Origin of the sequence: Streptomyces sp. NPDC007084 (assembly GCF_040703595.1) — a bacterium.
In the GTDB taxonomy this organism is placed as follows: Bacteria; Actinomycetota; Actinomycetes; order Streptomycetales; family Streptomycetaceae; genus Streptomyces.
The window spans coordinates 173,472-198,082 of record NZ_JBEYFY010000004.1 but is presented as its reverse complement, the minus strand read 5'-3'; the positions used below and the strand labels follow the sequence as shown (position 1 = coordinate 198,082).

Here is a 24,611-nt window from a genome sequence, read left to right as displayed (position 1 = left end):
CCTCCGCCGATACGTCCGTCGGCGCCTCCGCCGATACGTCCGCTGCTGCCCCCGCCGGTGCCTCGGGTGGTACGTCCGGGGAGTGACCGTCAGTCCCACGACGTAACGTGGGGCCATGCAGATCTTCGGTGTGGACATTGGCGGATCCGGGATCAAGGGTGCCCCCGTGGACCTTGACCGCGGGGACCTCGCGGAGGAGCGCTTCAAGGTGCTCACCCCGCATCCGGCGACGCCCGACGCGGTGGCCGACGGCGTCAAGGAGGTCATCGACCACTTCGGCTGGTCGGGCCCGGTCGGCATCACGTTCCCGGGCGTGGTGACCGGCGGCTCCACGATCCGTACGGCCGCCAATGTCGACAAGTCCTGGATCGACACCGACGCGGGAGCCCTGCTCGGCGAGCGGATCGGCGGCCTGCCGGTGACCGTGCTGAACGACGCGGACGCGGCGGGCGTCGCGGAGATGCAGTTCGGCGCCGGCAAGGACCGCGCCGGCACGGTCATCCTCCTCACCTTCGGCACCGGCATCGGCAGCGCCCTGTTCATCGACGGCGAGCTGGTCCCGAACACGGAGCTGGGACACCTGGAGCTGAACGGCCACGACGCCGAGAAGCGGGCCTCCACCAAGGCCAAGGAGGACCACGAGCTGACCTGGGAGCACTGGGCGCGCCGCGTCACCAAGTACCTGGCCCACGTGGAGATGCTGTTCTCGCCGGAGCTGTTCATCATCGGCGGCGGCGTGAGCCGCAAGGCCGACAAGTTCCTGCCGCTGATCGAGGGCATCACCGCGGAGATCGTCCCGGCGCAGCTTCAGAACAACGCGGGGATCGTGGGGGCGGCCATGCGGGCGGCGAAGGTGGCGCGGTAGCGGGGGCGCGCTGGCGGCGCGCCGGCCGGAGTCTCAAGTGGTCCCCGACCCCTCGGGGAAGCGTGGCCGGCGCCCGCCCGATGACGGCCGGTTCGGCGGCCCGGCGCCCGCTCGATGACAGCCGACTCGGCGGCTCGGCGTCCGACTCGGGCTCCCGGTCAGCGGGCCTGTCGCCCCACCTGAGGCCCACTGCCCCGCGGAGCCGGCGCTTCCGCTTCTCCCGCCTTCTCCTTCTTCGAGGGCTGTCCCGCCTGGGCGGCCGCCGTCAGGGCCCGGCGCCGGGCGGCCCGGCGGGCCATGAGCCGCACACGGCGGACGAGTACGACAAGACCGGCGACCAGCGTGCCGCCGTACAGCCAGCCCGCCTGGAGGGCGAGGGCGGTGACCAGGCCCATGAAGCGCCCGCTGATCCCACCGTCGCCGGCGTCGGCCACGGGGAGCAGCCCGAGGGTGAAGGCGATCGGCGCGACCACGGGCGCGGTGACCAGGTCGCCGGGCCGTACCCACAGCGCGGTCAGCAGGCACACCGGCAGGAACAGCACGCCGTAGACGGCCTGGGAGCCGCCGAGGAGGAGCTGGTCGAGGCAGGCGAGGACGAACATCGACGCGCCGCAGAAGAGTCCGCTGCCGAGGCCGGTGAGGCGGGGGTTCGGCAGTCGCCGCGCGGTCCGCGCACCGGTGCCGGCGGGCTTCCGTACCGCCGGGGAGCCCCGTCGGACACCGTCTGCGGTGGCTCGCCCGGCCTGCGCCGGGACGGGTGTGCCGCGTCGCGGTCGGTACTGGGGGGCGTGCGTCCTGTGTTGCTCCACCGGACCAACTTAGGTCGTTTTATGTGTGGAACGGCTCTTCGGACACGCCGGGGAGCGGCGGAATGCGGGGCCATGGAAAGACCTTGGCCATGCGTTCGATACCTCGCCGGGAGGCGCCGGGGCACGCCGTAGACTGGTGGATCGGCCCGCGCTCTCCGAGGGCCCTTCGCCCATCCTCTCGTACGGGAAGTCGCAACGTGTCGCTCACGATCGGAATCGTCGGTCTGCCCAATGTCGGCAAGTCGACCCTGTTCAACGCCCTGACCAAGAACGACGTGCTCGCGGCCAACTACCCGTTCGCCACGATCGAGCCGAACGTCGGCGTGGTCGGCGTCCCCGACCCCCGTCTGACCAAGTTGGCCGAGATCTTCTCCTCGCAGCGCGTCCTGCCGGCGACGGTCGACTTCGTCGACATCGCGGGCATCGTGCGGGGCGCCAGCGAGGGCGAGGGGCTGGGCAACAAGTTCCTCGCGAACATCCGCGAGTCGGACGCGATCTGCCAGGTCATCCGCGCCTTCAAGGACGAGAACGTCGTGCACGTCGACGGCAAGGTCTCGCCCAAGGACGACATCGAGACGATCAACACCGAGCTGATCCTCGCCGACCTCCAGACGATCGAGAAGGTCCTGCCGCGCCTCCAGAAGGAGTCGCGCATCAAGAAGGACATCGCGCCCAAGGTCGCGGCGGTCGAGGCGGCCAAGGAGATCCTGGAAAAGGGCGACACCCTCTTCTCGGCGGGCATCGTCCAGGGCTCCGGCAACGAGGAACTGCTGCACGACCTGCACCTGCTCACGACGAAGCCGTTCCTGTACGTGTTCAACGTGGACGAGGACGAGCTGGTCGACGAGACCTTCAAGGCCGAGCAGCGCGCGCTGGTCGCCCCGGCCGAGGCGATCTTCCTCAACGCCAAGCTGGAGCAGGACCTGGCGGAGCTGGACGAGGAGGACGCGCTGGAGCTGCTGGAGTCGGTGGGCGCGGAGGAGCCGGGCCTCGCCACGCTGGCCCGGGTCGGCTTCAACACGCTGGGCCTCCAGACCTACCTGACGGCCGGCCCCAAGGAATCCCGCGCCTGGACCATCAAGAAGGGCGCCACGGCCCCTGAGGCCGCCGGAGTCATCCACACGGACTTCCAGAAGGGCTTCATCAAGGCCGAGGTCATCTCCTTCGCCGACCTGGTCGAAACAGGCTCGGTAGCCGAGGCCCGAGCCAAGGGCAAGGCCCGCATGGAGGGCAAGGAGTATGTGATGCAGGACGGGGATGTTGTGGAGTTCCGCTTCAACGTGTAGCCGTTCGATTACTACATGTTAGGCATTAGGTCAAACATGCACGTCAGAAGGGATCGGGCTCTGTCGACTCCGATCCCTTCGTCATCCCCGTGCTGGATGGGTGCTGGATATTCTGACGTGTGGTCAGCGGTGGTCAGGTGTCGTAAACGGTGGACCGGTGCCCCACGTGAACGACCCAGACCACCAGTTCCCCGTTGTCGATCGTGTAGACGACGCGGTAGTCGCCGACCCGAAGGCGCCGGCGGTCTGGCTGGGACACGAGTGCGGTGGTGTTGAAGCCGAGCGGATCGCTTTCCAGCTCGGTCAGCTTGGCCAGGATGCGCAGTGCCATCTCGCGTGGGATCTTCCGAAGCTCGGCCTGCGCCTCGGGGCGGAAGACGGTTCGGTACTCACTCACTGCGCGCCAGCGTCTCCCTCATGATGTCCTCGATCGGGATGCCGGGGGCGGGGTTGGCCATGCGCTCGTCGATGATCCGGTTGATCTCGCGCTCTTCCCACTCCTGGTACTTGCGGAGTACCTCGATCGAGACGACGGCGGCGACTTCCTTGCCGCGGCGCGTGATCACAGTAGGTACGTCATCGCGATCGGCGCGCTCCACGACCTCCGCCAAATGTGCGCGCACGTCGCGGATGGTCTCTATGGGCAGCGGCTGTGTCATGCGCTCAAGCGTACCGAGTGTCCCATGTGTACACAACGGGAATGGGGATGGCGGGTGGCTTCCTTCGTTTCGGCTCCGCGTGCTGGATGCACTGGATGAACTCGCACCGTGCTGGATCCGTGCGGGATACAGGCTTCGAAACCGATGTTTCCGCAGGTCGCAGCCCTGTACTACATGTTCCGCTTTAATGTGTGATCAGTTCATTACTGCGCGTTAAGTGACTCGTCAGGCGTGCGGGTCAGAAGGGGTCGGCTCCCCCGGGGGTCGGCCCCTTCGCTGTCGCGGTGCTGGATGAGTGCTGGCACAGGGGGCATGCTAACCCTTAGGTTACTAACATTGTTGTTAGTTTCATGGGTGGAGGTCGGCGGAGGTGGTGGATTTCGTGGGCCGACGGCAGGAACTGGCGACGCTGGAGCGAGAGCTGCAGAAGGTGGCGGCAGGGGTGGGCGGGGAGCGGCCGGGTCGGTGCGTGATGTTGCGTGGGCGGCGCCGGGTGGGCAAGTCGCGATTGGTCGAACGGTTCGCGGAGCACTCCGGATCTCCGTTCTTGTTCTACGCGGCGACCGGTGCGTCCCCCAGGAGTGATCTGGCGCGGTTGGCCCGGGACGCCCAAGCGTCGACGCTGCCCCTGGCGGGGCTGGTGGCCGCCGCACGGCCGGAGAGCTGGGACGCCGCGTTCGACGTGCTGGCCGCGGCGCTGCCCGCCGACCGGGCGAGCGTGCTGGTCATCGACGAGGTGCCGTACCTGATGGACGCCGGCGGCGCCTTTGAGGGGATGCTGCAACGGGCCTGGGACCGGGTACTGGAGACCAAGCCGGTGCTGCTGGTCCTCATCGGTTCCGATCTGTCCATGATGGAGGCGCTGAACAGCTACGGACGCCCCTTCCACCAGCGCGGCCGGGAGATGGTGCTGGGACCGCTGAACCCCGCCGAGGTGGGGCGGATGCTCGGGCTGGAGCCGGCGGAAGCCTTCGACGCCGCGCTGGTCACCGGCGGGCTGCCGCTGATCTGCGCGCAGTGGCCGCGGGGTGCGGGGCTGTGGGACTTCCTCGGTGAGGCGCTGAGCGACCCGGTCTCGGCCCTGCTGGTGTCGGCCGAACGTTCACTGGCTGCCGAGTTTCCCCCGCAGGCTCAGGCGCGTACGGTGCTGGCGGCCATCGGCAGTGGTGAGCGGACCTTCACCAACATCGCTCGTGCGGCAGGCGGAATCGGGGCCACGCCGTTGCAACGAGCGCTGGAGTTGCTCACGGGCAAGCGGATCGTCGCCGCGGAGCTGCCCGTATCGCCGCGTCCGTCGAAGGACCGCCGGTACCGGGTGGCAGATCCCTACCTCCGGTTCTGGCTGCACCTGCTCGGCCCCTCCATGGAGGAGATCGAGCGAGGGCGGGGCGATCTGGCCTTGGCGCGGGTCCGGGAGAGCTGGACCAGCTGGCGCGGTCGGGCGGTCGAGCCGCTCATCCGTGAGGCGCTCGCCCGGATACTGCCCGACGATCAGCTCGCGGCAGCCCCCGCGGTGGGCGGCTACTGGACCCGTACCAACGATGTGGAGATCGATATCGTCGGGGCGGACCGCGCCCCCGTCGCCAGGGAGCTGTTCTTCGTCGGCTCCATCAAGTGGCTGGAGCAGTCGCCCTTCGACCGGCATGATCTGGCGGCTCTGCGTCGCCACCGTGCCGCCCTCACCGACGAACCTGTTCCGGTCGTGGCGGTCTCGCGCAGCGGCGTGGAGTCTCCGGGCCTCGACGCAAGCTACGGCCCCGGTGATCTGCTGACCGCCTGGCCGCTGTGAGGGGCGGATCGCCCTTGGACGTGGGCCGTTGACGGCACTGTTGTGCGGCGGTCGCGAAGTGGCGGCGCTCGCTACCTGGGGAGACACGGGCCTCCGATCGTTCACACCGTGCACGTCACGCACACCGTCCACGTCATGCACGTCATGTACGGCATGCATGTCGTTCACGGCAAGTCGTGGGCAGCCTCGACCGTCAGGGGGCTGGCGACCAGGCAGCGGGGGGCGGTGGCGTTGGTTTCGAGGGGGATCGTGACGCGGGCCAGGCCCCGCATCCACGTTGCCGTTCCGGCCAGTTCGGGCGCGTGGTCGAGGGCCGCCAGCAGGGAGCGGACGCCCGCGTGCGGGGTCGGCGGGTCGGCGGGGTCCTCGGGGTCCGAGGGGTCCGGTGCCGGGGGAGGGGTCGCAGACAGTGCCTCGACCGCGCGGCCGGCGTGGGTGAGGAAGGTCGTCCCCGACGAGCTGTCGCCGCCGCCGATGGCTTCCAGGACCGGTCCCTCGACCGGTACGGGGGACAGTCCCAGCAGGTGGTGCGCCGAGCCGTGCAGGAGGAGCCGGCAGTCGGTCTCGTGGGCCGGGACCTCGCCGGGCGCCGGGTCGCTGAACAGCACGAGGTTCCGGTACGCCCCGTTCAGCGTGACGCATCGCAGCGGTGCCTCGAACTGGACCCACTGGCCCGGGCGCAGATCCGGCTCCGCGTACCAACGCGCCGTCCGGTTCAGGTGCCGGTCCACCTGGTCCAGGCGGCGCAGCCGATCCTGTTCCCCGTCGGCGACCGGAGCGTCGATGTCGATCCCGCCGAACGGTGTCGCCAGCTTCAGGGCGCCGGTCCTGGGCACGCGGCGGCTCGGCAGGAACTGGCGCAGCTTGCCGTCCGACAGATAGATCAACTCGCGCACTGTGGCCCCCGATTCGCGTATCCGTGCCCCGCGGTCATCTTTTCAGCAGGGGTCTTCGGCCGGAGGTCTTTCGGCCGGAGGCGGGCGGCGCCGGTTCAGGCGGCGGACGTCCAGTCGGTGGGGTCGGCCGTGCTGGCGTTTCGTTCGTGCAGCATGCGGCGTTTCTCCGTGGCCCGCGCGACAGCCCATGCCGCGCCGGTGAGGGGGAGCGCGGCCCACAGTGCGTAGAGCGCGGGGCGGTGGGAGTGCGCGCCGAGGACGGTGACCGCGGCCGTGGACGCCATAGCCAGGGCGAGGTGCCCGCACAGCAGGCGGCCGAGGTGACGGGCGATCTTGGTGGCGGTGTGCGCGGTCACCGGCAACTCCTGGCAGTCGGGGCGACCGTGGGATCGGTCGTGCGGGTGGTGCCGGACAGGAGTGGGGGCGTCGTCGTTCCGGTGGGGGACCGGGAAACGGCGGTGGTGAAGCGGGAAACGTGGGGTGTGATCAGGATGCCTGTGCTGTCCCCCGGAGACCTCTGCGTATTACAGCCATTCCCGAAAGCCGTACGAAGTGGGGCGAATTGGTGATGGATGTCGGACGGAAAGGGGCGTAAGGGGGTTTTCTCTTGGTATGGACCTGGCGGGAAAGGGGCGCCTGGGGGTTCGAAGGTGGCCCTGGGCGGTCGGCGGTTGTCGGTTTTTCGGCGGGGTCGGGTCTGTGGATCGGGCGGGGTGGTGTCAGTGGGGCGTGGCAGGATGCGCGCATCGGATGACGAGTGGTCCGGGCGAATCGGGCGTATGGCGCGTTGGGGGTGTCAGGGTGGCTGGTGTGGAGGGGGCAGCGTGGGGCCGGTCCGGCGCCGGGGGGTACGTCGACGGTGGGTACGGGTCCGGCCAGGGCCCCGGCCATATGTACGGCGATGGCCAGGCGCCTGACGATGGCCAGGTGCGCCGGGATGGGCCGGTGTACGGCGGTGGGCAGGGGGCCGCCGCCCCGCCAGCCGGGCCGCCCTCCGCACAGGCCTCCGCCGCCCACGAACCCGGCTCGCAGGCCTCCGCCGCTCACGAACCCGGCTCGCAGGCTTCGGCCGCCCATGAACCCGGCTCGCAGGCTTCGGCCGCCCATGAACCCCGCGCGCACGCTTCCGCCGCCCATGAGCCTAGCCCGCGGGCATCCGGCGGTCCCGAAGCCTCCGGGGGGTCGTCCGGTGCGTATGAGGCCGGTAGGCAGGCCCCCGTCGCGCAAGTCCCCGTCGGGCGGCAGGTTCGGGTGTTGCTTGCCGAGGCCGGGCGGCTGTACGAGGCGGCTCGCGGGGTGCTCGCCGATCATGTTCGGGCCGTCGACGCCGTGCGTGCCGCCCTCGCGCCGCTCCGGGACGAACTCGTCGCCCGGGAGCTGGAGTCCATCCCCGTCTCCCGGTTGAAGGACGTCACCGAGGGGCGGCTGCGGCTCGCGGCGCTCGAGGCGGCTGGGCTCGGCTCGGTGCGGGCCGTGTACGACGCGAGCCGTGCCGACCTTCGGCAGATCCCCGGCGTCGGTGCCCAGACCGCCGACCAGGCCATCGCCGCCGCCCGGCAGATCGCCCGCGCCGTCGAGGAGACCGTCTCCGTACGGATCGACGTGGACCACCCCGAGCCCCGCACCACTGCCCTCGTCATCGCCCTGCGCCGGCTCGTCGAGGCCGGACCCGAGCTGCGCCGGGCCGTCGACGCCGCCCGGCACCTGGACGAGCGGCTCGGCGCCCTGCTCCCCGAAGCGGCCCCCGCCGCCGGCTGGCTGCGGCTCGCGGTCACCGGGCGCCGCCGCCGGCAGAGCGCCTTCGCCGCGGTCGTCGCGCTGCGCGCCCTCACCGCCGACGCCGCCGCCAGGGACGTGCACCTGCTGCTCGCGCAGGCATCCACCGACCTGCTGCGTGAACCGGCCTCCGAGATCGAGGCCTGGGTCGACTTCGAGCTGCGCTCCCCGGAGTACTACAGCCAGCTCGCCGAGATCGCCGACCACCCCGCCGGTGCCGCCGACGTCGAGGCGGCCGAGGGGTTCCTGCCCTCCGAGGTCGCCGAGCGCGTGCACGCCCAGCGCCTGGACGACACCCACCGCCGCGTCTCCCTGCGCGGCTACCAGTCCTTCGGCGCCCGGTTCGCCCTCGCCCAGCGCCGCGTCGTGCTCGGCGACGAGATGGGCCTCGGCAAGACCGTCCAGGCCATCGCGGCCCTCGCCCACCTCGCCGCCGAGGGGCACTCCCACTTCCTCGTCGTCTGCCCCGCCAGCGTCCTGATCAACTGGACCCGCGAGATCGGCGCCCGCAGCACCCTGCGCGCCTTCCCCGTGCACGGCGCCCACCGGCAGGACGCCTACACCGAGTGGCGCGAGCGCGGTGGCGTCGCGATCACCACGTACGACGTCCTGCACACCCTGCCGGTACCGGACGGTACGGGTTCGGCAGCGGGCGGCGGCCGTCGGGGCGCCGCTGGTCCGGGAAACGCTGGTCCGGGAAACGCCGGTGCGGGCAACGCCGGTTCCGGTGTCGTCGGTGGGGCGCCGCCCGGCATGCTCGTCGTGGACGAGGCCCACTACGTGAAGAACCCGGACGCCCGCCGCTCCAAGGCCGTCGCCGCCTGGACCGCCCGCTGCGACCGCGTCCTCTTCCTCACCGGCACCCCCATGGAGAACCGCGTCGAGGAGTTCCGCAGCCTCGTCCGCCACCTGCGCCCCGACCTGCTCCCCGCCATCCACAACAGCAGCGCCGCCGCCGGCCCGCACGCCTTCCGTACGGCCGTCGCCCCCGCCTACCTGCGGCGCAACCAGCGCGATGTACTCACCGAACTGCCCGCGCTCGTCCAGGTGGACGAGTGGGAGGAGTTCGGCCGGGCCGACCGCAGGGCCTACCGCGACGCCGTAGCCGCCGGGAACTTCATGGCCATGCGCCGGGCCGCCTACGCCCACCCCGAGCAGTCCGCGAAGCTCCAACGGCTGCGCGAACTCGTCGCCGAGGCCGCCGCGAACGGGCTCAAGGTCGTGGTCTTCTCCTACTTCCGCGACGTGCTCACCACCGTCGAGCAGGCGCTCCGGGGCGTGGAGGGGAAGGCGGCGGGGGCGCGGGTGTTCGGGCCGATATCCGGGAGCGTGGCCGCCGCCGACCGGCAGCGGCTGGTCGACGCGTTCACCGAGGCGGCCGGGCACGCGGTGCTGCTCTGTCAGATCGAGGCCGGCGGTATCGGCCTCAACCTCCAGGCCGCCTCCGTGGTCATCCTGTGCGAGCCCCAGGTCAAACCCACCCTGGAGCACCAGGCCGTGGCCCGCGCCCACCGGATGGGCCAGGTCCGTCCCGTCCAGGTCCACCGGCTGCTCGTCGCGGACAGCGTGGACGAACGGCTGCTGAGCATCCTGCGGAACAAGTCGCTGCTCTTCGACGCCTACGCCCGCCGCAGCGACATGGCCGAGGCGACCCCGGACGCCGTCGACGTCTCGGACAGCGGCCTGGCCCGCCGCATTGTCGAGGAGGAACAGCAGAGGCTTGCGGCGGAGGGAGCAGAGGGGACGGAGGGGGCCGGCGGAGCCGAGGGAGGGGGCTAGGCAGGGGGCGCGCCGATACGGATACGGCCGTGGATACGGACGCGGATATGGATACGGACGGGGACGCGGACGCGCACTCCGACTCCGGGGCCGAGCCCGACTCCGCGGCCGAGACAGACACCGACGTCAAGCCCGAGCCCGACTCCGGGGCCGAGACAGAAACCGACGTCAAGCCCGAGCCCGACTCCGACCTTGGGCCTGGGGTGGAACGCGAACCCGCGTTCCACCCCAAGCCCAAGAGCTGGACCCTCACTGCCGAGCCCTCACTCCCGGGCCATCCCCGTCTTCACCCCCGCCCCGCACAGCGGAACCACCGTCTCCCGTTCGCCGAGCGCGCCCTCACGTACCGCCGCCCAGCAGGCCACCCCGGTGGACTCGACGTACAGGCCGCGGCCCGCCAGGTCCGACTGGGCGTGCCGGATCTGGTCCTCCGTCACGGTCAGGAAGGCGCCGCCCGAGGCGCGTACCGCGCGGAGGATCTGGCGGGCCCGGGGCGGGTTGGGGATCGCGATGCCCTCGGCGAACGTGGGCGCCGTCGCCGTCACGCCGACCAGGTCCTCGGCGCCCTCCGCCCAGGCGTGCGCGAGCGGGGCGACGGCCGCGGACTGGACGGCGTACAGCGCGGGCCTGCGGTCGATCAGCCCCGCGCTGTGCAGTTCGGCCACGGCGAGCGCGGCGCCGAGCAGCAGTGTGCCGTTGCCCACCGGCACCACGATGACGTCCGGCAGGCGTCCGCCGAGGTCCTCCCAGAGTTCGTGCACGTACGTCTTCGTGCCGTGCAGGAAGTACGGGTTGTAGACGTGCGAGGCGTAGAACACGCCCTCCTCGTCGGCCGCCTCGCGGGCCGCCCGTGCCGTCGTCTCGCGGTCGCCCTCGACCACGCGCAGCCGCGCCCCGTGCGCCTCGATCTGCTCCAGCTTCTTCGGTGAGGTGCCCTCCGGAACGTAGACCGTGCAGGGCAGGCCGGCCCGGGCGCAGTACGCGGCGACCGCGGTGCCCGCGTTGCCGCTGCTGTCCGCGAGTACCTGCCGGGGGCGCAGCCGTAGCGCCAACTCGGCCAGCAGTACCGCCCCGCGGTCCTTGAACGACAGCGTCGGCATCAGGAAGTCGAGCTTCGCGGAGACCCCCTCGCGCAGGGCGACCAGCGGAGTGCGGCCCTCGCCCAGGCTCACGGTGGGACCGGTCAGCGGCAGGCATTCCGCGTACCGCCACAGCGAGTTCACCCGGCCGGTGAGCGACGAGAGCGGGGCCGGGATCGGCGCGAAGTCCAGATCGAGCGGCCCGCGGCACACCGGGCAGCACCAGGCGAGCGAACCGGCGGGGACACGCGTGCCGTCCGTCGGGCAGAAGCAGTCCGGCAGTGCAGTCATAGGCGCAGGTTAGACGCGGGGGAGGGGCGACGGCGCGGCAGGACCGGGCGCGGAGGCCAGGGGCACGCCCCCGGACCCACGCCGGCCGCCGACACCGCCGGCCCCGCCCGCCTGCTCCCGGGCCGGACCCCGGCCGACACCGCCGGCCCCGCCCGCCCGCTCCCCGGGCCGGACCCCGCCCGACACCCGCTCGTCCAAGAACGGCCACCTCACCCTCCGCCCCCGGGGCCCCCTCCGCCGACCCCGGGCCCCCTCCGACCGACCCCGGTCGCCCCGCCGGACGGAGCCCGGCCCCGGTCGCCGGTGGCCCACCCGCACGGCTCCCCCCGCCTCCCCCTTACGATGCGCCCAGCCATACGACAGTCCTCCGACAGTCGACCGGCAGCCGTACGCAGGTTCCACCGTGTGTGGACTAGGAGCAAGGGAACTCGTGGCCATACCCCCGCCGCCCGGGCCGCGGCAACCAGAGGGTCAGTACCCGCCGCAAGGGACACCACCGGGCGCTCCGGGCCCGCAGGGACCGCACGGATCGCAGGGACCGCACGGATCACAGGCACCGTACGGATCACAGGCACCGCAGGCACCGCAGGCACCGCAAGGGACGCCTGGGGCCTACTCGTCCCCGGCCCCGCCGGCCCCGTATCCCAACGCCCCGCACCCCCAGTACCCCGCGTACCCGTACCAGCAGCAGCCCTACGGCACCCCGTACCAGCCCTGGGGGCAGGGCTACTCCCCGTACAACCGGCCCGCGCCCGTCAACGGGCTCGCCATCGCCGCGCTGGTGCTCGGCATCCTCTGCTTCCTGCCCGGTGTCGGGCTGGTGCTCGGGATCGTGGCGCTCGCGCAGATCAAGAAGCGCGGGGAGCGCGGCAAGGGAATGGCGGTCGGCGGCATCGTGATGTCGTCCATCGGCGCCCTTCTGGTCGCGCTGATGTTCGCCACCGGGGGAGCGGACGACTTCTGGGACGGCTTCACCGAGGGCGCGGCCGGGAACACCTTCTCCCTCCGCAAGGGCGAGTGCTTCGACGCGCCCGGCGACACCCTGGAGGGCCTCGCCTACGACGTCGACAAGGTGCCCTGCGCCGGGAAGCACGACGCGGAGGTGTTCGCCTCGGTCACCGTCGCCGGCGACACCTTCCCCGGCGACTCCGCCGTCACCGACCAGGCCGACGACAAGTGCTACGCGCTCATGGACCGGTACGCGATGGACGCCTGGGCGGTCCCGGACGACGTCGACGTCTACTACTTCACGCCGACCCGGCAGAGCTGGCGCGTCGGCGACCGCGAGATCACCTGCATGTTCGGCAACACCGACGAGCAGGGCACCCTGACCGGCTCGCTGCGCAAGGACGTGACCACGCTCGACGGCGACCAGTTCGCCTATCTCGACGCGGCCCGCCTCCTCAACACGGCCATGGACTCCGCGCCCGACGAGCAGTACGTCGAGGACGATCTGCCGGGCCACAAGAAGTGGGCGGACCGGGTCTCCGACGCGCTCGTCGAGCAGAGCGGGAAGCTCCGCCGCCACACCTTCGGCCCGGCGGCGAGCGACAGCGTCGAGGCGCTGCTGAAGAACCTCGACCGGTCCCAGCGGGAGTGGGAGCGGGCCGCCGAGGCGCGGGACGCGGACGGTTTCTACGCCCACTACAAGAACGGCCTGAAGCTGATCGAGCCCAAGACGACGGTCACCACCCGCGAGGCTCTGGGCCTCGCCACCACCGTGCCGAAGGACGACGCCCCCGAGGGCGGCGACGGCGATGGCGGCGACAGTGGTGGCAGCGGTGGCGGCCGGGGCGGCAGTGGCGGGCGCGGCGGCGAAGGCGGCAGCGGAATGGCGGTGTAACGGCGGCCACAGCGGGGAGAAAGTGCCTGCGTAATGCCCTCACCGGACTCACTTCATCACATCGAGTGAATCTTTGGCCTTTGCTTGCATGGTACAACCCACGGTTGCCACGCTGTTGCTGTCTGTACAACCTGATGGGAGCCGCTAAGTGACTTTCGGTGAGCAGCCGGCCTACCTGCGTGTCGCGGGTGATCTGCGTAAGAAGATCGTCGACGGTTCGCTGCCACCGCACACCCGCCTCCCCTCGCAGGCCAGGATCCGCGAGGAGTACGGGGTGTCGGACACCGTCGCCCTGGAGGCGCGCAAGGTCCTGATGGCGGAGGGCCTGGTCGAGGGCCGCTCCGGCTCCGGCACCTATGTGCGCGAGCGCCCGGTGCCGCGCCGGGTGGCCCGCTCGGGGTACCGGCCGGACAGCGGGGCGACCCCGTTCCGCCAGGAGCAGGCCGACATGGCCGCGCGCGGCACCTGGGAGTCGCACAGCCGGCAGGTGGAGGCGAGCGGCGCGATCGCCGAGCGGCTCGCCATCCAGCCCGGCGACCGCGTGATGTGCACGAACTACGTGTACCGGGACGGTGGCGAGGCGATGATGCTCTCCACCTCCTGGGAGCCGCTGGCCGTCACGGGGCGCACGCCGGTGATGCTCCCCGAGGAGGGCCCGCTCGGCGGCATGGGCGTCGTCGAGCGGATGGCCGCCATCGACGTGATCGTGGACAACGTGACCGAGGAGGTCGGCGCCCGCCCCGGCCTCGCAGAGGAGCTGCTCGCGCTCGGCGGGGTCCCCGGCCATGTCGTCGTCGTCATCCAGCGGACCTTCTACGCCTCGGGCCGCCCGGTCGAGACGGCGGACGTCGTGGTCCCCGCCGACCGGTACCGCATCGCGTACCACCTGCCGGTGAAGTGACGCCCCTGCTAAGTGCCGGGTGACTATGCGCCCGCCGAGGTGACTTGACCCGGCCCGGCCTGACTGGACCCCGCTTGGCCCGCCTTGACCCCGCCTGACCCGCCCTGACGCGGCCTGGCCTGCCTTGATCCGAGGCGGACCGGGCCGGTTGGCCCGGGGGTGGGCTGGGTGTCCCGTCCGCGTAGCCGCCCAACTGGTGCCGCCGCGAACCCGGTTGGAATCTGGCCTTTCTCAAGTCCCGCCTCCCGGAACGCCTTCGCCCTGTTCGCGAGCGCGCGAGAGGCGGCCGACGGCGTGTTCGGCGGCGTGCGCCCCCTGTGACGGCGTCCCCTCTTGGCTGGTTGCGTACCTCTTTGTGAAAAGCCGTATTCGCTGCGTGAAGGTTAGGCGTAGGCTCGGGCATATGCGGAGTGCGGTTTCGTTAGAGGGCGGGGCAGGACGGGGGCCCGGGGCGGGAAGCGGAGGGGCTGGATGAACGACGGCACGATCACTCTTCCCTGGCTCGTCATACGGCAGGACGACAACGGCAATCGCTACCGCGTGGGCAGGTACGCGACCAGGGCCGAAGCGCAGAAGATCGCGGACAGCCTCGACGCCCGCGGCCACAAGCAGCTCTACTGGGTCGAGCGGATCGGGCAGAACGGAAGCCGGTGATCCACCGCGTCCGGACCCCCGCTCCACTCCCGTAGGCTCCGGCGCATGACGGAACGGATCGTGGTGGTCGGTGGCGCCCTGGTGCACGAAGGGCGCCTGCTCGCCGCCCGCCGCAGCGCGCCCCCCGAACTCGCCGGGCGCTGGGAACTGCCGGGCGGCAAGGTCGAACCCGGCGAGACCCCCGAGCGGGCCCTCGTACGCGAACTGCGCGAAGAACTCGGCGTGGAGACGGAACCGCTCGGGCGCGTCCCCGGCGAGTGGCCCCTGAAGCAGGGATACGTGCTCGTGGTGTGGGCCGCCCGCCTGCTGCCCGGCTCCGCCGCACCCCGCCCGCTGGAGGACCACGACGAGCTGCGCTGGCTCACCCCCGAGGAGATCTGGGACGTGGACTGGCTCGACCAGGACGTCCCGGCGGTGAAGGACGCGCTGCCGTGGCTCGGTACGGGGAGCGCGGCTTTCCCCGGCGAGGGGTGACGCGACCCGTCCGCGACCGGTCCGCGACCGGTCCGCGGCCCGTTCGCGATCCGTTCACGGGCCCGTTCACGATCCGTCCCGGGGGCCCGTTCGCGATCCGTCCGCGATGGGTCTGTGCCGGTGCGTGCCCGTGCGTGCCCGTGCGTGCCCGTGCGTGCCCGTGCGTGTGCCTGTGCGTGCCCCGTATGTGCTCCGTGCGCGGCGCGTACGCCGTTCGCCCCACAGGAGCCCGCTGAACGCGGTAAACCGGCGCCGATATCGGGTATGGGCTCACTAATCCCACGAAACCGGACATGGGTGAGTTCATGGTCTGGGAAGTGATCGACTTGATCGACACCGAGGGCGAGTGTGCCGAGTGGACCTTTCCCGCGGAGCCGGGTGCGGTCCGTACCGCCCGCGCCGCTGTCCGGGGGCAGCTCCGCACGTGGGAGCTGGACTCCGTCGGTGACATCGCCGTACTGCTGGTCAGCGAGCTGGTGACGAACTCCCTGCGGCATGCGACGGGCCCGATCGGCGTCCGTCTCAAGCGCCCCCTGGACGGCGAGCGCGCGTTGCGCGTCGAGGTCTCCGACCCCCTCCCCGACCCGCCGCGCGAGCGGTCCGCCGCGGCTGAGGACGAGAGCGGGCGTGGACTCCAGCTCGTGGCCGGGTCGTGCCGGAGCTGGGGCACCCGGCCCGGGGAGAACGGCAAGACCGTCTGGTTCGAACTGGCCGTGCCGGGATGAGGTCCCCTTCGGCGTCGCGCGGGGGTGAGGTGACCTGCCCCGGAGGGGTTGCGCCGGCGTGGTGGACCGGGCGCAGGGGCGCACGCTCGGCGCTCGAATGGTTCAGGCCACTGGCGGCTGACGGATTCTTTGATTCGACGGGGCGCCACCTGGTTAGAAGACTGGGAGTATGTCGCGGCCGGTCCAAAAACCATCGGGACCGTGCTGTGATCGTGAACACCGTGTTGTGCGGTGCCGTAGTGCTGGATACTGCGGGCAGCCGCCCCCGGTGACCGGTGCCGGACGCGGTGAGCTGGAGGGGACGGTTCGCGTGAGCGAGATACCAGCGAAGGCCACGGAGTCGGAGGACCCGTCGGACGGCGCGAGGGCTGATGCGGCGAGCGATTCCGCGCGCACGGCCCCCGGCGACGACGCGGGCCACACCTCGGGCGAAAGGGCGGATGGCGCTGCGGCCGGCCCGGTCGGCGAGACGACGACGGAGGGCGCGGTGCGCTCGGCGGGCTCGGAGGGCTCGGTGCCGGGTGACGAGCCGGGCGAGGCGCGGGGCGACGCCCCGGCGGGTGCGCGCAGTGGCACCCCGGCTGAGTCCTCTCCCGAGGCGCCCACCCAGGCCTCCCCTGAGGCACCCACCCAGGCGCCGACGGAGGTCTCCCCCGAGGCGCCCGCCCAGCCCACGCCCGTGGCGCCGCCCGAGGCGTCCGGTGACGTGCTGGGAGACGCGCTGTGGCAGACCTCGCCCCCCGGCTCGATCTACGACTACATCAAGGTCGCGTCCTTCTCCATTGGCGCCGACGGCCTGGTCGACCAGTGGAGCCTGCGCGCCGAACAGATCTTCGGCATCCCCGCCGAGCGGGCCGTCGGCCTGGACCCCATCGAGGCGTTCGTCGCCGCCGACCGGCGCGAGTTCGGCCAGCGCAAGATGGCGGAGATCCTGGACGGCCGCGAGTGGACCGGCCTGGTGCCCTTCCGGATGCCCGCCCCCGAGGGCGCGGCCGAGCCGTTCGAGGGCCTCGCCGAGGTCTATGTGATGCCCACCACGACCGAGGCCGGCGAGCGGGCCGCCGTGTGCATCGTCGTGGACGTCCGCACCCTGCGCAGCATCGAGACCGACCTCGCCGCCTCGCAGGCGATTTTCGGTCAATCTCCGTTCGGCTTCCTGCTGATCGACAAGGACCTGCGGGTCCGGCGGGCCAACGAGCGGTTCGCCTCGACCTTCGGCGGCCAGGCCGAGGACCACCACGGCAAGGGCGTCCACGACTACCTCCCGCACCCGGAGGCCGAACGCGTCACGGCGATCCTGCGCCGCGTCCTGGAGACCGGCGACTCCATCACGGACATGCACGTCACCGGCTACGTCCCCGGCTTCGAGGAGCGCCGGCACTGGTCCGTCAACCTCTACCGCGTACACAGCGGGAGCGGCCGGCCGATCGGTATCGCCTGGCTCGGGACCGACATCACCTCCCGTCGCGCCGCCGCCCGGGAAGCCGCCGCCGCGCGGCGCAATCTCGCCCTCCTGAACGAGGCGGGCGCCCGCATAGGCAACTCCCTCGACCTGGAGACCACCGCGCGCGAACTCCTCGACGTCGTGGTCCCCGGCTTCTGCGACCTCGCGACGGTCGACCTGTACCAAGGCCTGCTGGCCGGCGACGAGGCGCCGCCCGGTCTCGCGGACGGCAGCGCGGAACTGCGCCGGGTCGCGTTCGCCAGCGCCGTCTCCGACGCGCCGTTCGCCGGCGGCCAGGCACCCGTCGCCGTCGGCGCCGTCCACCACTACCCCTTCAACTCGGCCTGCGCGGACGCCCTGCGCACCGCCAAGCCGCAGTACGTCCCCGCCGACGAGGGCGGCCTCATCCAGTCGACGCTGGCCGTCCCGATGGTCGCCCACGACACGGTCGTCGGACTCGCCCAGTTCGCCCGGACCAAGGGCAGCGAACCGTTCGGGGACCGGGACCGCTCCCTCGCCGTCGAACTGGCCGCCCGCGCCGCCGTCTGTATCGACAACGCGCGGCTGTACCGCCGCGAGCACGAACGCGCCCTCATCCTCCAGCGCTCCCTGCTGCCCCCGGGCGACCCCGAGGCCTCCGGGCTCGACATCGCCTGCCGCTATCTGCCGGGCAACGCGGCGACCGAGGTGGGCGGCGACTGGTTCGACGTCATCGAACTCCCCGGCCACCGCACGGCACTCGTGGTGGGCGACGTGATGGGCCGCGGGCTGCGCGCCGCGGTCGCCATGGGTGAACTCCGCACGGCCGTACGGACCTTGGCGCTGCTCGACCTCGAACCCGCCGAGGTCCTCTCGGCGCTGGACGAGATCGCCCGCGGCCTCGGCACCCCCGGCGGCGTCCAGCAGGCCACCCGCACGGCCCGCCAGCCCCGCGACGCCGACCTCTCCGAGGTGTACCTCGCCACCTGCGTGTACGCGGTCTACGACTCCGTGACCCGCCGGTGCACCTTCGCCAACGCGGGCCATCTCCCGCCGGTCCTGGTCGAGCCCGGCGAGAACGCGCTGATGCTCGACGTGCCGCCCGGCATGCCCCTCGGCGTCGGCGGCGAACCCTTCGAGGAGGTGGAGGTCGAACTACCCGAAGGCGCACTGTTGGCGCTCTACACGGATGGACTGGTCGAATCGCGCGACCACCCCCTGGACGAGGGCCTCCAGGCGTTCGTGGGGGCGCTCACCGACCCCTCCCGCCCGCTGGAGGACGTCTGCGACCACGTCCTCAACACCCTCGACACCCACCACGGCGAGGACGACATCGCCCTGCTCATGGCCCGCGTCCAAGGGCTGCCCGCCGAGTCCGTCGGCGACTGGACCCTGCCGCGCGAGCCGCGCAGCGTGGGCCGCGCCCGCGAGTACGCCCGCGCGCAGCTCCTCGCCTGGGACATGGAGCCGCTGGTCGACACGACCGAGCTGCTGGTCAGCGAGCTGGTCACCAACGCGCTGCGGTACGGCGAGGGCGAGATCAGACTGCGGCTGCTGCTCGACCGGACCCTGGTCTGCGAGGTGTGGGACGCCGGGCTCGTCCAGCCGCGCCGCCGCCGCGCCCGCGACACCGACGAGGGGGGCCGCGGCCTCCAGCTCGTCGGCCTGCTCTCCGCCGCGTGGGGCTCCCGTCGTACGCCGCGGGGCAAGACGGTCTGGTTCGAACTCCCGCTGCCGGACGGGGAGACGGGCCTCACCGACCCGGCCGAGGCGCTGCTGAGCCTGTTCTGAGCCCGTCCAATCCCGCCGATGTCGATGCCGGGCGCCTGCCCGGGGCCGGGTCAGGCAGCGGCGTCGGATGCCGAGCGGCGGTCCCGGGTGAGGGGGCCGCCGTAGCTCGCCGGGCCCTCGCCGTCGCCGAGGAGGACACCGCCGAGCACCGCCCCGGCCGTCCCGGCGTGCGCGTCACCGGCCGCCTGGGTGCCGTACGCCCGTACGTCCTGTTCGGCGAACTGCCGTGCCTCCCACGCGAGTTGGGCGGCCCGGCGTATCTGCGCCGGGGGTGCGGAGTCCGGGCCGAGCAGACGTTCCGCCTCGGCCAGCCGTGTACGGGCCGTGACGCCGGCGGCTCCCCGGTGGGTGCCGATGAAGACGGCCGCCGCGGCGAGTGCGCTCCGGGCGTGCGGCAGCGCGGTGTCACGCAGACCGGGTGTCTCGGTGCCGCCCGCAGGGGTGAGCGCCGCGCCCGCTTCGGGCGCCTGTCGCGGCGCGTCGACGGGATCGCCGGTCCCGGGCGATTGGGCCTCTGCCAGGGCCGGATCAGCCGCCAGCCGGTCCACTCCGTCGAGCAGGACGCCGGCCTGGGCCACCGCCGCCTCCGCCGCACGCAACGAGGCCGCCGCCCTCGCCGGTTGGCCTTGATCCGCGTACTGGTGTGCCCTGTTGAGGCGCAGCGTCGCGAACAGGAGCCGGTCCTTGGCCTGTTCGACATCACCGGCGACCGGAAGCCAGGCGGTGGGGGCGTACCGGCTTCGCAGCTCGGTGAGCGTGGCCTCGGTTACCGGGGTGCGGGCGGCGAGTTCACGGAACCGGGTCTCGGCGTACGTCACCGCCGTCCCGATATCCCTTTCCAGCGCCCGGAGTTGGTCGAACCCCGGTGCCGCCGCGTCAAGGCGCCGCCCCGCGTCCCGGCACCGGGTGACGATCTCCTCCAGCGCCTCCCGCCGGTCGTCCGCGTCCGCCCCGGGGTCCGTGTCGTCCAGCCGCTGCCGTAGCCGGAAGGCCGCCCGCAGTTCGGTCTCCGCGTGGGCCAGTGCCTCCGCGTAGGGCGCGGTCGCGCCGGGCGGCGCCTGGGCGGCGGCGAAGCCCAGTTCCTCGGCGGAGGTGCGCACGCAGTCGTCCGTCAGGACGAGTAACCGCGCCGCCTGGAGGTCGAGTTCGGGCAGGGATATCAGCCGGTTGCCGCTGCCGCTGCCGCTGCCGTCGCCGTTGCCGCCGGGAGTCGTCCGTGTCGCCGCCCGCCGTCTGCGCCGCGTGTACCCGTAGGCGGCCAGCGCGCTCGCCGCACCGGCGGCGACGAACGGCGGGACGAGGTCCCCGGCCGTCGTTCCGGCGGCCTCGGGAGCGGTGTGGCCGGGAGCGGTGTCGGGGGGAGGGCTGTTGGCGGGAGCCGTGAGGGTGGGAGGTGTGGCGGTCGCGCTCCGGGCGACGGCCACCGTGACCCCGCCCTCGCGGGCCGCGCCGGTCCCGTCGTTCACGCCCATCCCGCCGTTCGCCCCGTAGGCAGGCGGCAGCAACAGCCAGCCCACCCCGGCCAGCCCGCCGAGCACCGTATGCGTCACCCGCACGGCGGCGCTGTTCGACGGGGCGCGGCGCGACCGGCTTCGACTCGACGACGACGTCACATTTGGGAGCGTATGGCCGCGCGAGCCCCACCGCGAGCCGGATCAACCGAGGTGGGGATGCCTAAGGTACGGGGGACACGGGGGCGTACGGGAGGGGTGCGGGGGATGGACACGGGCCGGATATCCGAGCCGCGCGAGCAGCGGGAAACCGAGCCCGCCGGGCCCCGCCGGCACCCCCACCCCCGCCCTCACTCCCACCCTCGCCTCCGTCTGGCCAGACGGACAGCCCTCGCCCTGGTGCTGCTCCTGCTGCTTCCCCTCCTCGCTGCCGGTGTTGCCCTTCGGGTGAACTACTCCGGGGAGCCGGGCGCCGGTACGTACACGCGGGGCCGGGACGCGTTGTGGCTCGGGCATGCCTGGGTGGACGGGCGGAAGAGCGGGGCGGATCTCGACGCGCTGGCGGAACGGCTGCGCGGGACCGGCGTACGCGACCTCTATGTGCACGCGGGCCCGCTGGAGCACGACGGTTCGCTGCCCGTGGCGGCCTACCCGGCGGCGAGCCGGCTGATCGCGTCCGCGCACGAGCGGCTGCCCGGCGTACGGGTCCAGGCCTGGCTGGGCGACGAACTCGCGACCGAGACACCGGACGGGATGCGGCTGTCGCGAACCCGCACCCGCGCGGCCGTCGTGCGGTCGGCGGGGGAGATCCTGGACGCCGGGTTCGACGGCGTCCACTTCGACCTGGAGCCCCTGCACTCGGGCGACCCCCACTACCTCGCCCTCCTCGACCGCCTGCGCGCCCTCACCCGGTCCCGGCACGTCCCCCTCTCCGTCGCCGCCCACCAGATCGACCCGCTCCCGGGCCTGCACTCCGCCGCCGGCACCCTCACCGGCCACCCCAAGTGGTGGTCCCAGGCCTACTTCGGGCAGGTCGCGCGCCGGGTCGACCAGATCGCCGTGATGTCGTACGACACCGGGATGCCGCTCCAGAGCCTGTACGGGGGTTACGTCGCCGAGCAGACGGCTCTCGCGCTGGAGGTCACCCCGGAGTCGACCGATCTGCTGATGGGCCTGCCGTTGTTCCACGAGAGCAAGCTCGGGCACAGCGCGTACGCCGAGACGGTCGCCGCGGCCGTCCGCGGAGCCCGTCTCGGCCTCTCCCGCACGGACCGCACCCGCGAACACTTCGGCGTCGCCCTGTACGTCGACTTCGCCGCCACGAAGGCCGACTGGGCTGCCTACAGCGAGGGTTGGGCCGTAAAGGAAAGCAAGTCAGCTGATACGCGGGCCCGTTGACGTCGGCGCTCAGTTCCGGCGGCGGCCGATCTTCGAGCCCAGCCACACCAGGGGGTCGTACTTGCGGTCGACGGCGCGTTCCTTCAGGGGGATCAGCGCGTTGTCCGTGATCTTGATGTTCTCGGGGCAGACCTCCGTGCAGCACTTGGTGATGTTGCAGTAGCCGAGGCCGTGTTCGTCCTGGGCCGTGCGTTTGCGGTCGAGGCCCGAGTCCTCGGCCGCGTCCAGCGGGTGCATGTCCAGTTCGGCCACCCGCATCAGGAAGCGGGGGCCGGCGAACGCCGGTTTGTTCTCCTCGTGGTCGCGGACGACATGGCAGGTGTCCTGGCACAGGAAGCACTCGATGCACTTGCGGAACTCCTGCGAGCGGTCGACGTCCTCCTGCGTCATCCGGTACTCGCCGGGGCCCACGCCGGCGGGCGGCACGAACGCCGGAACCTCGCGCGCCTTCGCGTAGTTGAAGCCGACGTCGGTCACCAGATCCCGTACGACGGGGAAGGCGCGCAGCGGGGTGACGGTGATCGTCTCCTCCCGGGTGAAGACGGACATCCGTGTCATGCACAGCAGCCGCGGCCGGCCGTTGACCTCGGCGGAGCACGAACCGCACTTGCCCGCCTTGCAGTTCCAGCGCACCGCGAGGTCCGGCGCCTGGGTCGCCTGGAGGCGGTGGATGATGTCGAGCACCACCTCGCCGTCGTTGACCTCGACCGCGAAGTCCTTCAGGCCGCCGCCCTGCACGTCCCCGCGCCACACCCTGAAGCGGGCCTCATAGCTGCTCACTCGTACAGCTCCTCTTCGGCGAGGTACTTGACCAGCTCGTCCTTCTCGAAGAGGGCGAGCAGGTCGGGGCGGATGGGTTCGGTGTTCTCGCGGGTCAGCTCGATCTGGCCGCGTACGGGGTCGGTGGCGGCCAGGCCGCCGCTGGGGTCGGCCAGCCGGCACAGCAGGTTGGCCCGGCGCCAGGCGCGTTCCATCGTGGGGTGGTCCTCACGGGTGTGGCCGCCCCGGGACTCGGTGCGTTCCAGCGCCGCCCGCGCCACGCACTCGCTGACCAGCAGCATGTTGCGCAGGTCGAGGGCGAGGTGCCAGCCGGGGTTGAACTGCCGGTGTCCCTCGACGCCGGCCCGGCGCGCCCGGACCCGCAGGTCGGCGAGCTTCTCCAGGGCCTGCTCCATCTCGGGCTCCCGCCGGATGATGCCGACCAGGTCGTTCATGGCCTGCTGGAGTTCCTGGTGCAGGGTGTACGGGTTCTCGGGCGGGCGGCCGTTGTCCTCGCCGGGTACCGGGCCCTCCGCGGAGAAGGGCCGCAGCGCCTCCGCGGCGGCCGTGTCGACCTCCACCTCGTCCACGGCCGGACGCTCACCGGTGTGACCGGCCGCGTGCGCGGCGGCGTGCAGGCCCGCGCGCCGCCCGAAAACCAGCAGGTCGGAGAGGGAGTTGCCGCCGAGCCGGTTGGAGCCATGCATGCCGCCCGCGGCCTCGCCGGCGGCGAACAGGCCGGGGACACCGCGGGCCGCCGCCGTGTCCGAGTCGACGGCGATGCCGCCCATCACGTAGTGGCAGGTGGGCCCGACCTCCATCGCCTCGGCGGTGATGTCCACGTCGGCCAGCTCCTTGAACTGGTGGTACATGGACGGCAGCCGGCGCCGGATCACCTCGGCGGGCATCCGCGTCGACACGTCGAGGAAGACCCCGCCGTGCGGCGATCCGCGGCCGGCCTTCACCTCGGAGTTGATGGCCCGGGCGACCTCGTCGCGGGGGAGCAGCTCGGGCGGGCGCCGGTTGTGGTCCGGGTCCTCGTACCAGCGGTCGCCCTCTTCCTCCGACTGCGCGTACTTCTCCTTGAAGACGTCGGGGATGTAGTCGAACATGAACCGCTTGCCGTCGGAGTTGCGCAGTACCCCGCCGTCGCCGCGGACCGACTCGGTGACGAGGATGCCCTTCACGGACGGCGGCCAGACCATGCCGGTGGGGTGGAACTGCACGAACTCCATGTTCAGCAGCGGGGCTCCGGCGAGCAGGGCGAGCGCGTGGCCGTCGCCGGTGTACTCCCAGGAGTTGGACGTCACCTTGAACGACTTGCCGATACCGCCGGTGGCGATCACCACGGAGGGTGCTTCGAGGACGAAGAAGCGGCCCGACTCGCGTTCGTAGCAGAAGGTGCCGGAGACCCGCTCGCCGTCCTTCAGGATCCTTGTGACGGTGCACTCCTGATAGACCTTCAGGCGTGACTCGTAGTCGCCGGTCTCCCGCATGTCCTCCTGCTGGAGGGAGACGATCTTCTGCTGGAGCGTGCGGATCAGTTCGAGGCCGGTGCGGTCGCCGACGTGCGCGAGCCGGGGGTACTCGTGGCCGCCGAAGTTGCGCTGCGAGATCCGCCCGTCCTTCGTGCGGTCGAAGAGGGCGCCCCAGGTCTCCAGTTCCCACACCCGGTCGGGTGCCTCGCGGGCGTGCAGCTCGGCCATCCGCCACTGGTTGAGGAACTTGCCGCCGCGCAGGGTGTCACGGAAGTGGACCTGCCAGTTGTCGCCGGAGTTCACATTGCCCATGGCGGCTGCGATCCCGCCCTCGGCCATCACCGTGTGCGCCTTGCCGAACAGCGACTTGCAGATCACCGCCGTACGGGCGCCGCGCTCGCGTGCCTCGATCGCGGCGCGCAGTCCGGCGCCGCCGGCACCGACCACGACGACGTCCCACTCCTGTCGGTCGACCACGGACATCA

20 protein-coding genes are annotated in these 24,611 nt (G+C 72.0%); 11 read left to right on the top strand and 9 right to left on the bottom strand.

The features are described 5' to 3' along the window. The first annotated feature begins 115 nt into the window (after nt 1–115). Nucleotides 116–865, top strand: coding sequence for a polyphosphate--glucose phosphotransferase (ppgK, locus tag AB0912_RS05910; RefSeq protein ID WP_366696703.1), 750 nt, complete (start codon nt 116–118; stop codon nt 863–865). Between the two features lie 158 nt (nt 866–1,023). Here ppgK and AB0912_RS05905 read toward each other — a convergent pair whose 3' ends face one another. Further along, complete coding sequence (locus tag AB0912_RS05905; RefSeq protein ID WP_366696702.1) at nt 1,024–1,674, bottom strand: DUF6542 domain-containing protein; 651 nt, start codon at nt 1,672–1,674, stop codon at nt 1,024–1,026. Between the two features lie 197 nt (nt 1,675–1,871). Here AB0912_RS05905 and ychF point away from each other — a divergent pair, with 197 nt between their 5' ends. Next, nucleotides 1,872–2,960 carry a redox-regulated ATPase YchF gene (gene ychF, locus AB0912_RS05900; RefSeq protein ID WP_366696701.1) on the top strand — a complete coding sequence of 363 codons (1,089 nt, stop codon included), beginning with the start codon at nt 1,872–1,874 and terminating at the stop codon, nt 2,958–2,960. A gap of 133 nt (nt 2,961–3,093) precedes the next feature. On the opposite strand, the gene AB0912_RS05895 is transcribed toward ychF, so the two are convergent. Then, the gene (locus tag AB0912_RS05895) at nt 3,094–3,357 is read right to left on the bottom strand and encodes a type II toxin-antitoxin system RelE/ParE family toxin (protein ID WP_144381307.1); all 264 of its coding nucleotides are present in this window, start codon (nt 3,355–3,357) and stop codon (nt 3,094–3,096) included. Further along, complete coding sequence (locus tag AB0912_RS05890) at nt 3,350–3,619, bottom strand: type II toxin-antitoxin system Phd/YefM family antitoxin (RefSeq protein WP_203182255.1); 270 nt, start codon at nt 3,617–3,619, stop codon at nt 3,350–3,352. The genes AB0912_RS05895 and AB0912_RS05890 overlap by 8 nt, the downstream gene beginning before the upstream one ends. A 370-nt stretch (nt 3,620–3,989) precedes the next feature. On the opposite strand from AB0912_RS05890, the gene AB0912_RS05885 reads away from it, so the two are divergent. Then, on the top strand, nt 3,990–5,408 hold the full coding sequence (locus AB0912_RS05885; protein ID WP_366696700.1) for an ATP-binding protein: 1,419 nt from the start codon (nt 3,990–3,992) through the stop codon (nt 5,406–5,408). 164 nt (nt 5,409–5,572) lie between these two features. Here AB0912_RS05885 and AB0912_RS05880 read toward each other — a convergent pair whose 3' ends face one another. Further along, nucleotides 5,573–6,295 (bottom strand): SAVMC3_10250 family protein, encoded by a 723-nt coding sequence (locus AB0912_RS05880; protein WP_366696699.1) that lies wholly within the window; start codon nt 6,293–6,295, stop codon nt 5,573–5,575. A 104-nt stretch (nt 6,296–6,399) separates the two neighbouring features. Beyond that, a complete protein-coding gene (locus AB0912_RS05875) occupies nt 6,400–6,660 on the bottom strand; it encodes a hypothetical protein (protein ID WP_366696698.1) in 261 nt (86 codons plus the stop codon). Between the two features lie 895 nt (nt 6,661–7,555). Between AB0912_RS05875 and AB0912_RS05870 the strand changes: the two genes are divergently transcribed. Beyond that, nucleotides 7,556–9,859, top strand: a complete 2,304-nt coding sequence (locus AB0912_RS05870) for an SNF2-related protein (protein WP_366696697.1) — start codon at nt 7,556–7,558, stop codon at nt 9,857–9,859. 263 nt (nt 9,860–10,122) lie between these two features. Here the strand turns inward: AB0912_RS05870 and AB0912_RS05865 are convergent, their stop codons facing one another. Continuing rightward, nucleotides 10,123–11,229 (bottom strand): threonine synthase, encoded by a 1,107-nt coding sequence (locus tag AB0912_RS05865; protein ID WP_366696696.1) that lies wholly within the window; start codon nt 11,227–11,229, stop codon nt 10,123–10,125. A gap of 430 nt (nt 11,230–11,659) precedes the next feature. Here AB0912_RS05865 and AB0912_RS05860 point away from each other — a divergent pair, with 430 nt between their 5' ends. The 6 genes from AB0912_RS05860 to AB0912_RS05835 all read left to right on the top strand — a co-directional run bounded on the left by AB0912_RS05860 (nt 11,660) and on the right by AB0912_RS05835 (nt 19,040). Then, complete coding sequence (locus tag AB0912_RS05860) at nt 11,660–13,072, top strand: DUF4190 domain-containing protein (RefSeq protein WP_366696695.1); 1,413 nt, start codon at nt 11,660–11,662, stop codon at nt 13,070–13,072. A gap of 148 nt (nt 13,073–13,220) precedes the next feature. Beyond that, entirely contained in the window at nt 13,221–13,973 is a 753-nt protein-coding gene (locus tag AB0912_RS05855) for a GntR family transcriptional regulator (RefSeq protein WP_366696694.1), read from the top strand. Nucleotides 13,974–14,444: 471 nt separating this feature from the next. Further along, nucleotides 14,445–14,627: an SPOR domain-containing protein gene (locus AB0912_RS05850; RefSeq protein WP_366696693.1), complete on the top strand. Its 183-nt coding sequence runs from the start codon at nt 14,445–14,447 to the stop codon at nt 14,625–14,627. A gap of 45 nt (nt 14,628–14,672) precedes the next feature. Next, the gene (locus AB0912_RS05845; RefSeq protein WP_366696692.1) at nt 14,673–15,101 is read left to right on the top strand and encodes a (deoxy)nucleoside triphosphate pyrophosphohydrolase; all 429 of its coding nucleotides are present in this window, start codon (nt 14,673–14,675) and stop codon (nt 15,099–15,101) included. A 293-nt stretch (nt 15,102–15,394) separates the two neighbouring features. Further along, a complete protein-coding gene (locus AB0912_RS05840; RefSeq protein ID WP_366696691.1) occupies nt 15,395–15,826 on the top strand; it encodes an ATP-binding protein in 432 nt (143 codons plus the stop codon). Nucleotides 15,827–16,505: 679 nt separating this feature from the next. Further along, on the top strand, nt 16,506–19,040 hold the full coding sequence (locus AB0912_RS05835; protein ID WP_366696823.1) for a SpoIIE family protein phosphatase: 2,535 nt from the start codon (nt 16,506–16,508) through the stop codon (nt 19,038–19,040). Between the two features lie 50 nt (nt 19,041–19,090). On the opposite strand, the gene AB0912_RS05830 is transcribed toward AB0912_RS05835, so the two are convergent. Then, nucleotides 19,091–20,596 (bottom strand): hypothetical protein, encoded by a 1,506-nt coding sequence (locus tag AB0912_RS05830; protein WP_366696690.1) that lies wholly within the window; start codon nt 20,594–20,596, stop codon nt 19,091–19,093. A 114-nt stretch (nt 20,597–20,710) separates the two neighbouring features. Between AB0912_RS05830 and AB0912_RS05825 the strand changes: the two genes are divergently transcribed. Then, entirely contained in the window at nt 20,711–21,889 is a 1,179-nt protein-coding gene (locus AB0912_RS05825; protein WP_366696689.1) for a hypothetical protein, read from the top strand. Nucleotides 21,890–21,898: 9 nt separating this feature from the next. Here AB0912_RS05825 and AB0912_RS05820 read toward each other — a convergent pair whose 3' ends face one another. Beyond that, a complete protein-coding gene (locus AB0912_RS05820; RefSeq protein WP_366696688.1) occupies nt 21,899–22,669 on the bottom strand; it encodes a succinate dehydrogenase/fumarate reductase iron-sulfur subunit in 771 nt (256 codons plus the stop codon). Next, nucleotides 22,666–24,609 (bottom strand): fumarate reductase/succinate dehydrogenase flavoprotein subunit, encoded by a 1,944-nt coding sequence (locus AB0912_RS05815; protein WP_366696687.1) that lies wholly within the window; start codon nt 24,607–24,609, stop codon nt 22,666–22,668. The genes AB0912_RS05820 and AB0912_RS05815 overlap by 4 nt, the downstream gene beginning before the upstream one ends. Between the last annotated feature and the right edge of the window lie 2 nt (nt 24,610–24,611).

Bases quoted from the DNA above. Each gene is read 5' to 3' on its own strand.
- ppgK (WP_366696703.1), top strand. From the start codon at position 116: ATGCAGATCTTCGGTGTGGACATTGGCGGATCCGGGATCAAGGGTGCC.
- AB0912_RS05890 (WP_203182255.1), bottom strand. From the start codon at position 3,619: ATGACACAGCCGCTGCCCATAGAGACCATCCGCGACGTGCGCGCACAT.
- AB0912_RS05865 (WP_366696696.1), bottom strand. From the start codon at position 11,229: ATGACTGCACTGCCGGACTGCTTCTGCCCGACGGACGGCACGCGTGTC.
- AB0912_RS05850 (WP_366696693.1), top strand. From the start codon at position 14,445: ATGAACGACGGCACGATCACTCTTCCCTGGCTCGTCATACGGCAGGAC.
- AB0912_RS05845 (WP_366696692.1), top strand. From the start codon at position 14,673: ATGACGGAACGGATCGTGGTGGTCGGTGGCGCCCTGGTGCACGAAGGG.
- AB0912_RS05840 (WP_366696691.1), top strand. From the start codon at position 15,395: ATGGGTGAGTTCATGGTCTGGGAAGTGATCGACTTGATCGACACCGAG.
- AB0912_RS05825 (WP_366696689.1), top strand. From the start codon at position 20,711: ATGCCTAAGGTACGGGGGACACGGGGGCGTACGGGAGGGGTGCGGGGG.
- AB0912_RS05815 (WP_366696687.1), bottom strand. From the start codon at position 24,609: ATGTCCGTGGTCGACCGACAGGAGTGGGACGTCGTCGTGGTCGGTGCC.